This window comes from Arthrobacter sp. 35/47 (genome assembly GCF_000520475.1).
GTDB lineage: Bacteria > Actinomycetota > Actinomycetes > Actinomycetales > Micrococcaceae > Arthrobacter_D > Arthrobacter_D subterraneus.
Genome location: NZ_KI914616.1, coordinates 15,306 through 27,732 on the forward strand (window position 1 = coordinate 15,306; position 12,427 = coordinate 27,732).

A 12,427-nucleotide genomic window follows, 5' to 3' on the forward strand; every position below is an offset into this window, starting at 1 on the left:
GCGGACCCGCCGGCGATGTCGCCGACCACCCCAACGCCGCGACTCGCGGCTCGGACGGCCGGCCTAACATCCTCTCACGGACAATCTTCAACACACATCCGCCACCTCGGGCACGCTCGCACGGACACTCAGCGCACGTTCCATCGCCGCCGTTCCGTTGGGAAGCGCGTCTCCGTGCCTGCGCTACATCTTGCTTGGCGTGATGGTCCTACCCTCTGTCCTCGGGTGTGGCCCTTCACCACTGTCTGCGCGCAGCCGATTATCCGAAGCAGCCTTCTATTCGTTCAACCGGCCGACCCATCACGGTGCATGTTGCGTCTCTGGTCCGTCTGAAGTCTCAAGTTCCTTCGATTCATCGGCTTTCGTCCTCCTCGGCCATTTGGGACGGCCAAGATCGATTTCCCCGAGCTTCTTGATCTGAGGTTTGGCCTTCCCGACCGCGGGCACCGCTTGTGCAACCGAACCGAGGACCTGGCGTGTCTGACCCGTCAGGTCGCTCAATGACTTTCGCCAAGATTCGCGCTCGACCGTCCCATAAACAAGATTCTCAAGCCCATAGATCGTGGCGAACTGGCGCACGATTCTCAGAATGTTCTCCACCGCGTTCAACGTTGACCTGCTCCTTAGGGGATTGACCACCCGCGAGAAGTCATTGATGCTCGCAGTGTCCGCCACGGCGTCATTCAAACGTTGCAGTCTGAGCCCGGCCAGTTCATGTCGCTGAGCCGCTGCACGTGCAATGGCTGCCCTGTGGTGCTCCAGATCTTCTGGCGCGCTGCGAGCCGCGTGAACAATCTCCAACGTGTCCAGGCGCGTTTGATTCGCCTGGCATGCGGCAAGAAGCACCAGCCAGGAGCGGAGTTCGGAGTCGGAGGCGTGCTTCGCTGCGTCGGATCGCTCACCAGCACTACCTGTCTTTAGGGAGTCGGCGATGACGTCCAACTGGTTCAGGGCGTGTGAACTTGCTTGGGCGAGCGCTGTTGCGTGACCGGAGACCTGTGCCCAGGTGGTTTCGCTGATGCGACCGGTTTCTTCGTACAGCGAATAGGCCTTCTCCAGTACCTGTGTGATGCCTTGAACGTCACCGAGCGCTTTCGCTCTGTTATCGGAGAGGAGACGGTCGAGCTTGATGTCCATTGCTTCGACGAGCTGTTCGAGGTCAGCCAGTGCGGCTTTCAGTGCGGCGGCCGCACTGAGAGTCGCGACGTTCGACATAGCCATTGGATTCATCGCCGCGGGCTCGAATTTCGCATGAGCGACGATTCGCCCTTGCGCGCCACGGATTACTCCCGCCATCGGTCCTTCAGGGGCGAACTGTCGATACTTGTCGAAAAGATCGGCTGATTCAGCAGTGAGAGTGAAGGTCTTGCCCCCGATCGAGGATCCTACGGCGGAGAGCCCGCTTACCGCCGCGAGAGCGTCAAGAGTCGCTTTCTTGGCGTTCCTTGCGAGATCCGGTTTAACACTCAGCTCATCTATAAACGTCTGTACAAGGTCCGTGGTGCCTATCACGGCCACTTCATCACCTGACACGAAAATCCCGAGATCCTGGGGTTGCTCAACCATAAACCAATCTAAGCAGCAACAGGGCACAATCCGTCGCTACCAACCGAAGGTGTCACCCGCGACCGTAACGACTGACATCGCCATCGGCTGTGTGCATGGATTGCTTCTACTTTCGATGATCTCCCTGTCCCATAAGTCTTCGTCGAAGACTGGGGCGAGCCGCTACTGCAATGAACCAGAATTTTCCAAGCGTTCGCGCGAAGAATGGTGCAACACAACCACCGCACAGGAGCCCGCCATGGCATCGGTACTCGTCTGTTCCTGCCCTATCATCGGGCACGTCGTCCCGATGCTCGCGGTCGCGTCCGGGCTCGTGAACCGCGGTCACGCCGTTCGTTTCCTCACCGGCCAGCGCTACGCCGACCGCGTCACCGCCACCGGAGCCACCTTCCTCCCGCTGCCGCCCGACGCGGACTTCGACGACTCCAACCCCGACCAAGAGTTCCCCGGCCGCGTAGGCCTCAAGGGCCCGAAAGGCATCCGGTACGACCTCACCCATATCTTCATGCGTCCCGGCAAACCACAGTACGAGGCCCTCAAAGCCGCCATCGCCGAGACACCCACCGACGCGGTACTCTCCGAGCCGCTCTTCATGGGTGTAGCGCTCCTGCTGAACACACCACGCGAAGGTCGTCCCGCCGTCGTGACCTGCGGGATCGTGCCGCTCAGCCTGGCCAGCAGGGACACTGCCCCGTTCGGGCTCGGCATCCCGCCCATGGGAGGACCCATCGGACGGATGCGGAACAGCGCCCTGAAGGGGGCGACTGAGAAGGTAATCTTCGGGCCGGTACAGAAGTACGCAAACGACGTCGCCCGAGACGTGACCGGTCAACCCTTCCCCGGCTTCTTCATGGACTGGCCCCGCCGCGCAGACCTCCTCGTCCAGTTCAGCGTGGCCGAATTCGAGTACCCGCGCTCCGACCTGCCCGACACGGTCCATTTCGTCGGTCCGGTCTCTCAGGGTGGAAGCCGGGACAACACCGACGTGTCCCTGCCCGAGTGGTGGGCAGACCTCGACGCCGGCCGCCCCGTCATCCACGTCACCCAGGGCACCATCGCCAACCGCGACTACAACGACCTCATCCGCCCCACCATCGACGGCCTCGCGAACGACGACGTCCTCGTCGTCGTCAGCACCGGCGGCCGCCCCGAGGACACCCTCACCGGACCGTTGCCCGGGAATGTCCGCGTCTCCTCCTACCTCCCGTACGACGAGCTCCTGCCCAAAACCAGTGTCCTGGTCACGAACGGCGGCTACGGGGGAGTGCAGTTCGCGCTACGCCACGGCGTGCCGCTCGTGGTTGCCGGACAGTCGGAGGAAAAGACGGAAGTTTGTGCCCGCGTCGCCTGGTCGGGGACGGGGATCAACCTGCGCACCAATCGTGCCAAGCCTGACGACGTCGCGAAGGCAGTGCGCAAGGTCCTCGCCGATCCGTCCTACCGGCAGCATGCGCAGCGTATCGGCAGGGCGATTAAGGAATCGCGGGGTGTCGAAGCGTTGGCGGACCTGGTAGAGAAGGAAGCCCGTCGCACAAAGTAACCCCTACGTTCCGGACTTAGCCCCGGCGTTCACCAACGAGCATGGCCGAAGCGTCAGCGCCGGTGGCCAGCCGTCGTCGTTCAATGCTCTTCTGCGGGATGGGGGAGGGGATCCGCGCGGACTTCGCCCGGTTGCACCGGCTGCACGCCGCCACGAAATTCTGGAGGCTTGTCGCTCCACCTTTGGACCATGGATAGAAGTGGTCGCCATGCTCGGCCGCTCGTGAACACCGGCGTGCGCCCACGCCGAGCTCACATTGCCCGCCCGCTCGAGCCATACCTTCGCGCCGCTGTTGTTTCGTGAAGCGGCGAAGAGGATCGCGTCGTCGGGCATCGCGTGCCGTGATGAAGCCGGCAGTAATTCCAAGCGCCAGAAGGATCAGGCCAGGAGTCACAGCTGCCGCGACCACTTGCTGACCGAGCGAAAACAGAATGTCCGATGCCGCAGAGACTCCCGCAGAGCCGGAGGACGGTGTCGAAACAAACGAGCCGCTCATGAGGAGACTGATAATGGACCACGCCAGCCACAGAACCACGACTGAGTAACTCAGCTTCAGCAGCTTCCTCGACCAGTAGATCCGACCGAGCTCGCTCATTGCTCAACACCATGCATTCGTAATTTCCCCCGAGTCGACAGCAATAATTAGAGCACGCAGCCGGGACCGTACCGTGATTCCGTAGCCCAGCCTCGCTGCGCGCCGCCTACGCGCACCTGGGCGGTCAGCCGGCTCTCAACGCCTACAGCGGCCTCTTCCGGACTTAAGAAACGACGACGACGACGGCGGGTGACCGCCGTCGTCGTCATCTGTGCCTGCAGGAGACTACCTGGCGGGCATGCGCGATCAGATGCTTCTGGCTGCGTCGGGGCTCCGTTGCTTGAGTCGTTCGAGCAAACGGTGTTCAGCATCCTGGCCGGGAGCAATACCGGACGGAATACGGAAGAGGAGGACCGCTCCAAGGACCCACCAGAGGCCAAAGAGAATCCACGGAGGCGGAGTAAGTGCTGCCGGCATGCCGGGAAGGTACAGGCTGAGCAGCGCGATGCACAGGACAGCGGCTGCGACACCGATGATCGTGCCTCCGTTGCCCTTTCCGCCCACGCGGAGCGGACGGTCCATGTGGGGTTCCCGGCGGCGCAGGATCACAAACACGATGGATACCAGGATGTACGCGATGACGATGCTCGGTGCGCCCGAATCCACAAGCCAGACCAGCATTGACACACCGAAGAACGGCGCCAGGAAGGACAGCGCTCCGATGAACAGGAGAGCGTTGACGGGAGTGCGGTACTTGGCGTGCACCCTGCCGAACCAGGCCGGCAACATGCCGGAGCGCGCCATCGAGTACATCAGCCGCGATGCGCCCAGGAGCAGCGAATTCCACGACGTGAGGATGCCGGCAATTCCACCGGCGATCAGGATCTTCGCCATCACGTCGCTGCCGAACAGTGCGCCCATGGCATCGGCAGTTGCTATGTCAGCCTGGGCTATGTCGCCGGCGGGCATTGCCGAGGAGGTAGTCAGGACGGTCATGACATACCAGATCGTTGCGAGGATGACGGCGACGACGACGAGCTTGCCGATCTGCCTGGCCGGAATGTTGACCTCTTCCGCGGACTGGGGGATGACGTCAAACCCAACGAACAGGAACGGAACCACCACCAGGACCGCGAAGTACCCGTTCATACCGCCCGTGAAGAAGGGTTCCATGTTGCTGGCCGAGCCCCCGGTGAACGAGCCGAAGACGAGCATGAGACCGATGACCAGAAGGAAAATCACCACGAAAGTTTGGGCCGTCCCGGCGAGCTTGACCCCGAGGATGTTGATTCCCGTGATGACCACCGCGGCGAGCGCACCGACGAGTGCCCACGTCAGGTGTACCTGATAGCCGGCCACCTCCCAGAGCGGAATCTGGCTGAGATTGGGAAAGAGGTATTGCGCCGTTCGAGGGAGCGCCACGGCTTCGAAGGCGACGATCGTGATGTATCCACCGGTGATGGCCCAGGATCCAATGAAGGACCACCGCGGCCCCATCCCGCGCAGCAGGAAGTTGTGCTCACCGCCTGCCTTGGGCATCGCCGCAGTCAGCTCCGCATAGGTCAACCCCACCACGCCCATGATGACGCCGCCGGTAACCATGGCCAGGACCGCACCCATGGTGCCGGCCGACGCTATCCACCCGCCGGTCAGAACAACCCAGCCGAAACCGATCATGGCCCCGAATCCAAGGGCGAGAGCATCCCAGTTTCCGAGGACCTTTAAAAGAGAAGTGTCCGGCTCTGGCGCCGTTTGAGAAAGTCGCATAAATCCTCGCTAAGTTGCCGCTGCTGTCGGCAGTTGATGTGGGGGAGAGTCGGGCGCTGCATAGGTGTGAAGTGCGCCACGCCGTGGTCCAACTTAGACGTAGGCCGCTTGGGACGCATTGTGCGTACGCCCTCCAGGTGCCTGAAAGGTTAAGCGAATGCCCAACGAATTGGTCGCGCGCCCGTGCTTGCGCTCCGCTGCCTCCGACTGTTTGCTGATTGTCGACTGGCCTCTGTCGTTTCATGTCCGATAATTACCTCGCGACAGTCGCTGCGGCTTGCGTTGGCTCAGTAGTCCCGTGGGCCGCTTCGGGTCCCGAGCGGCGTGAGATAGCGTCGCGGAAGTACCACCAAAGAACGACGACGACGCCCACCGGAGCGGGCGCCGTCGTCGTTCTTGTGCGTGGCTTGCGGAAGGAGTGCTAGCTGCGCACGGTTTCCTTTTCGCGGTTGTCCTTTTCGCCGCCGGCGGGCTTGTAGGATTCCCAGAACGTCGCACCGACAATACCGAGCGGCGCGGGGTCGAAGACCGGATCGAGGCCGAGCTTCTGCTGCCGCTCGAAGTCCCTGAGCGCAGCCAGGGCGGGCTTCTGCAGGATCAGGATACCGATGATGTTCAGCCAGGCCATGAGGCCTACGCCGATGTCGCCCATTGCCCAGGCATCGGCCGCGGTGTTTACCGAGCCGTACGCGACGGCGATGAGGATCGCCACCTGCAGCGCCAGGGTGGTCACGCGGCCCACGCTGGCCCGGATGCCGGGGATGATCCGGTGCGAGGAGTTGCCCACCAGGAAGCGCAGGTTGGTTTCCGCCATGTAGTAGTAGGCGATGACGGTGGTGAGGCAGAAGAAGATCAGCGTGATCGCGATGAACGCGGCGCCGAACCCGGGGAAGACGGAGTCGAACCCGGTCTGCACAAACTCGGGCCCTGCGGTGGCCGTGGCCGAGAGCAGGCCGCCCTCCACGAGGACCTCGCCATCCTCGGTGCCTCCGGAGAAGACGCGGTAGGCGCCGGTCGAGAGGATCAGGAAGCCCGTGGCCGTGCAGACAAACAGCGTGTCAATGTACACCGCGAAAGCCTGGACCAGGCCCTGCTTGGCCGGGTGGGACACCTCGGCTGCCGCTGCGGCATGAGGACCCGTTCCCTGGCCGGCCTCGTTCGAGTAGACGCCGCGCTTGACGCCCCACATCACGGCCAGGCCAATGACGGCGCCGAGAGCCGAATCCATGCCGAACGCACTGCGGAACACCAGCGAGAGGATTTCCGGCAGCTGGGCGGCGTTGACGAACACCACGATCATGGCGAGCAGGATGTAGGCAACGGCCATGAACGGCACCACGAAGGCGGCGACGCTGGCAATGCGCTTTACGCCACCGACAATGACAAGCGCCAGGAGGATGACGGAACCGACCGCGACAACCAGCGGCGGAACGGGCCAGGCGCCTCCGATGGCGGTGGCCATCGAGTTGGCCTGCACGCCCGGCATCAGCACGCCGGCTGCCAGGACAGTCACGGCGGCGAAAACGTAGCCGTAGACCTTGAAGAACCCGGCACCCCTGGTGTGGGCGAACGCGCGGGAGAAGTAGTACGCCGGACCGCCGCGGTACTCACCGGTCAGCGGGTCCCGGGTCTTGTAGATCTGGCCCAGGGTCGACTCGATGAAGGACGTCGACGCACCCAGGAAGGCCACCGTCCACATCCATAACAGTGCGCCCGGCCCGCCGAACGCAACGGCGGTGGCGACACCGGCGACATTGCCGGTGCCGACGCGGCCGGACAGGGACATGGCCAGGGCCTGGAACGAGGAGACGCCGGACGCGGACTTCTCACCCCGAAGGATCTGATGGACCATTCCCTTGATGTGCCGCACCTGCAGGAAGCGGGAACGGATGGAGAAGTAGACGCCGGTGGCGAGGCAAAGATAGACGAGCCAGTCGCTCCAGATAACGCCGTTGATGGCGGATAAAACATCGCTCATAAGTGTGGGATCCCTCCAGGAAAGAGCGTAGGTAAGTGCGGTGTGTGCCGCCGTCGTGGGTGAACGAAGTGGCCGGCACCACACCAAAACCTGTGAAGCTTCTCACAAACGATCGTTTTGATCCAAATGGGAGGTTGGGCGGGAGCGCGCAGCTCGGCGTTATCCACAGCAAGCGCCTTTTAGCGAACATGCCGAGCAAGGACCGATGCCCCACAACGCGGCTCGCGGCCGCTGCTCAATTCACTGGCAGCCGTAGAATGGATCAACCAGGACGACCGCGCGATGATTTTCAACGTTTTCGACGTGCTGAACTCAGACATCGATGTCGAAGAGCTTGAGGGAGCCTCAGATGGGCAAGGTTAGAAAAGTCAACGTCGCGGCAGCCAAAGCCCAACGGGATATCCTCCTTCGGGATGGGAAGCCGGTCCCGCGTCGAATCGAACTTATCGCCTCTTATAAGGGCGGCGGGACGCTCGCCACCAAGCCCGAACGAGGGGCAGCTCGCACCGGCGGCGATCAGAAACTGCATTCCACGGTGAGCGGCAAGAACACCCGCAGCACTGATCGCGGGTAATCAGCGCCTGCCTGGGAGGGCTCCGCGCAAGGGGACTGCCGCCGTCGTCGGCTGTGTACCACGCGGTGATAAAGTCGGTACAAAGTATTGCCGTCCCCGATCGCTGATACAGCACGGGTCCGCGGCCCAGCAGGGCGTTCCGCCACGAAGCACCTTACCGCCGGTATTTGAGCTCCGGGTTAGCCGCCCGTCACAAGAGATCGGATCCCATGACCAGGACTTCACGCCACCACTCCTCATCGCGCACTGACCGGACACCGCCCAGGCTGGACAAGGGTGCCATGCGCATCGTCGCGCTGGGCGGTCTTGAGGAAATCGGCCGCAACATGACCGTGTTCGAGTTCGGCGGCAAGCTGCTCATCATGGACTGCGGCGTCCTCTTCCCCGAGGAACACCACCCGGGCGTGGACCTCATCCTCCCCGACTTTTCCTACCTGCGGGACCGGCTCGACGACATCGTCGGCCTGGTACTCACCCACGGACACGAGGACCACATCGGCGCCGTGCCGTACCTGCTCCGCGAGCGGGCCGACATCCCCATCATCTCCGCACGCCTGACGCTGGCCTTCATCAAGACCAAACTGCAGGAACACCGCATCACCGCCAAGACCGTGCAGGTCAAGGAGGGAGACCGGAAGAAGTTCGGCCCGTTCGACCTCGAATTCCTCGCGGTGAACCACTCCATCCCGGACGGCCTCGCCATGGCCATCCGCACCCCCGCCGGGCTGGTCCTCGCCACCGGCGACTTCAAAATGGACCAGTTCCCACTGGACGGCCGCATCACCGACCTAGCCGGCTTCGCCCGCCTCGGCGAGGAGGGCGTGGACCTGTTCCTGCCCGACTCCACCAACGCCGACGTTCCCGGCTTCCAGATCTCCGAGCAGGACCTCGCGCCGGCCATCGACGAGGTGATGCGCACTGCCCCGCGCCGGATCATCGTGTCCAGCTTCGCGAGTCACATCCACCGCATCCAGCAGGTCATCGACGCGGCGCACCTGTACGGGCGGAAGGTCGCCTTTGTGGGCCGCTCCATGGTCCGGAACATGAAGACCGCCCGCGAGCTCGGCTACCTGACGGTGCCGCGCGGCCTGCTGGTGGACTTCAAGGAACTCGACAAGATGGACCCGAAGAAGGCCGTCATCATCTGCACCGGGTCACAGGGTGAACCGATGGCCGCGCTGGCACGCATGGCGAGCCAGGACCACATGATCGACCTGACCCAGGGCGACACCGTGCTGCTGGCCAGCTCGCTCATCCCGGGCAACGAGACCTCCATCTACCGGCTCATCAACGACCTCACCAAGCTCGGCGCCAACGTGGTGCACAAGGGCAACGCCAAGGTCCACGTCTCCGGGCATGCCAGCGCCGGCGAGCTGGTCTACTGCTACAACCTCGTGCGTCCCCGCAACGTGATGCCGGTCCACGGCGAGCACCGCCACCTGAAGGCGAACGCCGAACTGGCCATCCGGACCGGCGTGGAACCGAAGAACACCCTGGTGGTGGAGGACGGCACCACAATCGACCTCAAGGACGGCGTAGCCCGCGTCACCGGCAAGGTCACCGCGGACTACGTGTACGTGGAGAACATGGTGGCCGGCGCCGCCACCGAGGAGTCGTTGCAGGACCGCATCAGGCTGGCCGAGGACGGCGCGCTCACCGTGCTGGCCATCGTCAACCCGGACAACGGCAAGCTGGAGGAGGACCCGGAGTTCTTCCCCGTGGGCTGGGCTCCGAAGGACGGCGAGCTGGACAAGGCCACCGACATTGTCGAGAAGACCCTGTCCCAGCTCAAGGGCCAGAAGACCGGCCCCGACGCGGAGCACGCCATCGCTGAGGCACTGGTCCGCTGGTCCGACCGCTCGCTGCGCCGCAAGCCTGTGGTGACGGTCATCATCGTCGACGCCTGAGGTTCTCTCGCTTTCCTTCGGTCTTACTGCCGGTTCCCTGATGACGGAATCGGCAGTAAGTTCGAGCCATGGCAATCGCACGGGTGTCCAGTAGGGGTCGCCTCACCCTGCCCCTCGAGGTTCGTCTTCGGCTTGCCATTGAGCCGGGCACCAAGGTGAATTTCGTGTTCACGTCCGACGGCCGGTGCGTGATGGAACCGGTCGGCGCACCGCTCAAGTCGCTTGAAGGCGTGTTTCATCAGGCTGGTGCGAAGCCGCGATCCCTGAACGATATGGACAGCGCCATCGGTGCAGAGGCAGCGAAGAACGTTATCCCGTGAACCAGTTCGCCAGTCTATTGAGGCCACCAACTTACTGATGGCTCGATTGTCCTCACTGGGCGAGTGGCAACTATCCAAAACAGAACGACGGCGGCCCGCTTCCTTAGCGTGCCGCCGTCGTTCTGTTTGTTGGATGAGTGGTGGTTACTTCTTACCCGGGTGCGCGGACGCCTCCGTGAACAACTGGATGGACCCCGTATACGGGGTGACGGTATTGACCCGGCCGACAACGCCGACCGTCCAGGTGCCCGGCTCCGGATACGTCACCAGGACCTCCCGCTCGGTGATCGGTGCGGCGAGGAGCCCGGCGGACGCGCCGACCTCGTTGCCCTGCGGATCGTACAGGTGGAGGTAGATGTTCTCGGCGGGGTTGTCCCAGGCGATCTGTGTGTGGATGGCGTCGATTCCCTCGGTGACCTCGATCTCGTGGTAACTCCAGAAGGCGTCGTCGACCTCGGTGACGCCGGTGTCCACCGCGTAACCGCCGGGCAGCACCGTCCCGCTGATCGGCTGCTGCGCGCCGACCGGCTCAAGACCGTTGACCGACAGTGAAGACCTGCACGTGGTCTTGCCCTTCTCCGCCATGGCCACGGCGGCCTGCGCGTCCAGCATGCCGGCACCAACTTCGAAGGACGCGTACCCGGGCATCTCTGCCGCGGAGCACTCGAGGATGCTGATGACGTTGGCCGCAGTCAGCGCGGGGTTGGCTTCCAGCATCAGGGCGACGACGCCGGAGACGTGCGGGGTGGCCATGCTGGTGCCGCTGGCCCGCGTGTAGAACGGATTCTCGACGACGGCGCCCGAGGACATCTGCGCCCCGGTGGACGCGCGGGCGGCTCCGATGTCGACGCCGGGAGCGGTGATGGTCGGGCGGTAGAGGCCCTCGCCTGCGGTGCGGTTCTGGTTGCCGTCCGGGCGTCCGGTCGAGGAGAAGCTGGCCAGCGTGAAGTCCTTGTTCGCGGCGCCCACGGCTACGACGTACGGTGAAACGGAATTGCGTCCCATCGTGTTGGGGCTGCCCGAGTTGCCGGCTGCGAAAACGGTGACCACACCGGCGTCGTACGCCTCCTTGGTGGCGATGTTCACGGGATCCTCGGGATCGTAGTCGGCGCCTCCGCCGCCGCCCCAGCTGTTGGAAACCACGCGGACGTTGTGCTCGTCGCCCTCGGTGAGGATCCAGTCGTAGGACTGGATGGCCCACCAGGACAGCACGTTGGCAGAGCCGAGCTTGAAGCTGATGATGTCCGATCCGGGTGCGACGCCGGTGAACTTCCCGTCGCTGGCGGCGCCGGTGCCGCCGATGGTGCCGGAGACGTGGGTCCCGTGGCCGTGGTCGTCGTTGGTGGTGGGGTTGTCCACGAACGCGACGTTGGTGTCGCTCAGCGGGTCGCCGACCACCGCGAAGTTGCGGATGACCTTGTCGCCGTGCGGCAGGTCAGGGTGGGTGGCGTCGACGCCGGTGTCGGTGACCGCGACGGTGACGCCGGTTCCGTCATAGGCGCTGCGGAGTCCTTCTCCGGCCCAGACCTCGTCGGCGTTGATCATGCCGATGCTGTCCTCGAGGTAGAGCTCGTCCACGGCGTTGTCCCAGACGCTGCGGGTGGAATCCCAGGACGCGACCTCGCGGATCTGCGCCGGCGACAGGGTGGCCAGGCCCATGTCCAGCGTCCGGGTGGTCTGTACGTCCGGGTCCATTGCGGCAAGGGCTTCGAGGCCTGACCGGTCCTCGAACGTGACGATGACTTCCATCGAATCGCCGGCGGAGGAGAGGAACTCCTGCACCGTGGCGGATAGCGTGGCGCTTTCAGGCTCGGGGATGATCGAGGCGCTCGCCGGAGCAATGGTTGTACCGAGGAGCCCGGCGAGGGCAAGGCTGAGAGTTAACTTCTTTGTTAGTTGCATGAGTGTGAAATTAACCGGGAAGGTGCAGTCCTGGTAAGAGTTGATGCCGTAATTCATCGGGTTTCGGTTCAAGGGCTACCGCAGCGCAGGCGTGGGAAGTATTATTCGCCCGGGCAACTAGAATGGCCGGTTCTGATCAGGATGCTATCCGTCTCCGCCGTCTGCGAGGCCGCCGTCGAAGGACGCGGAGTAGTCGGATTCCGGGGCCGGCTCCGCAACACCGGTGTACGTCTGGCCCGAGCCGCCTGCCCGCAAGGACGCGGGGTCGCTGTAGGGGGAGCCGGCGTCGTCGTGTGCCATGAACGCGAGGACAGCACTGGGCGCGATTGCGGCTGCCG

10 protein-coding genes are annotated in these 12,427 nt (G+C 63.8%); 4 read left to right on the plus strand and 6 right to left on the minus strand.

Annotation, left to right across the window (positions count from 1 at the left end):
- Positions 1–300 precede the first annotated feature (300 nt).
- On the minus strand, positions 301–1,566 hold the full coding sequence (locus tag X803_RS0113390) for a hypothetical protein (RefSeq protein WP_026545524.1): 1,266 nt from the start codon (positions 1,564–1,566) through the stop codon (positions 301–303).
- A 238-nt stretch (positions 1,567–1,804) separates the two neighbouring features.
- Between X803_RS0113390 and X803_RS0113395 the strand changes: the two genes are divergently transcribed.
- The gene (locus tag X803_RS0113395) at positions 1,805–3,106 is read left to right on the plus strand and encodes a glycosyltransferase (protein WP_026545525.1); all 1,302 of its coding nucleotides are present in this window, start codon (positions 1,805–1,807) and stop codon (positions 3,104–3,106) included.
- Positions 3,107–3,122: 16 nt separating this feature from the next.
- Here X803_RS0113395 and X803_RS21595 read toward each other — a convergent pair whose 3' ends face one another.
- The 3 genes from X803_RS21595 to X803_RS0113410 form a co-directional block, all read right to left on the minus strand.
- Positions 3,123–3,701, minus strand: coding sequence for an HNH endonuclease (locus X803_RS21595; protein ID WP_026545526.1), 579 nt, complete (start codon positions 3,699–3,701; stop codon positions 3,123–3,125).
- 246 nt (positions 3,702–3,947) lie between these two features.
- Positions 3,948–5,408: an APC family permease gene (locus X803_RS0113405; protein WP_026545527.1), complete on the minus strand. Its 1,461-nt coding sequence runs from the start codon at positions 5,406–5,408 to the stop codon at positions 3,948–3,950.
- Between the two features lie 421 nt (positions 5,409–5,829).
- A complete protein-coding gene (locus X803_RS0113410; protein WP_026545528.1) occupies positions 5,830–7,386 on the minus strand; it encodes an alanine/glycine:cation symporter family protein in 1,557 nt (518 codons plus the stop codon).
- Between the two features lie 349 nt (positions 7,387–7,735).
- Between X803_RS0113410 and X803_RS21960 the strand changes: the two genes are divergently transcribed.
- The 3 genes from X803_RS21960 (at position 7,736) to X803_RS0113425 (ending at position 10,187) form a co-directional block, all read left to right on the plus strand.
- Positions 7,736–7,960, plus strand: coding sequence for a hypothetical protein (locus X803_RS21960; RefSeq protein ID WP_156930077.1), 225 nt, complete (start codon positions 7,736–7,738; stop codon positions 7,958–7,960).
- A gap of 281 nt (positions 7,961–8,241) precedes the next feature.
- The gene (locus tag X803_RS0113420) at positions 8,242–9,867 is read left to right on the plus strand and encodes a ribonuclease J (protein WP_026545529.1); all 1,626 of its coding nucleotides are present in this window, start codon (positions 8,242–8,244) and stop codon (positions 9,865–9,867) included.
- Positions 9,868–9,935: 68 nt separating this feature from the next.
- Positions 9,936–10,187 carry an AbrB/MazE/SpoVT family DNA-binding domain-containing protein gene (locus tag X803_RS0113425; RefSeq protein WP_026545530.1) on the plus strand — a complete coding sequence of 84 codons (252 nt, stop codon included), beginning with the start codon at positions 9,936–9,938 and terminating at the stop codon, positions 10,185–10,187.
- Positions 10,188–10,331: 144 nt separating this feature from the next.
- Here the strand turns inward: X803_RS0113425 and X803_RS21140 are convergent, their stop codons facing one another.
- Together X803_RS21140 and X803_RS20030 are read right to left on the minus strand one after the other, a co-directional pair.
- Positions 10,332–12,089: a S8 family serine peptidase gene (locus tag X803_RS21140; protein WP_162149234.1), complete on the minus strand. Its 1,758-nt coding sequence runs from the start codon at positions 12,087–12,089 to the stop codon at positions 10,332–10,334.
- A gap of 144 nt (positions 12,090–12,233) precedes the next feature.
- Positions 12,234–12,427, minus strand: a 194-nt coding sequence (locus X803_RS20030) for a hypothetical protein (RefSeq protein ID WP_035779105.1), incomplete at its 5' end; no start/stop codon positions are given.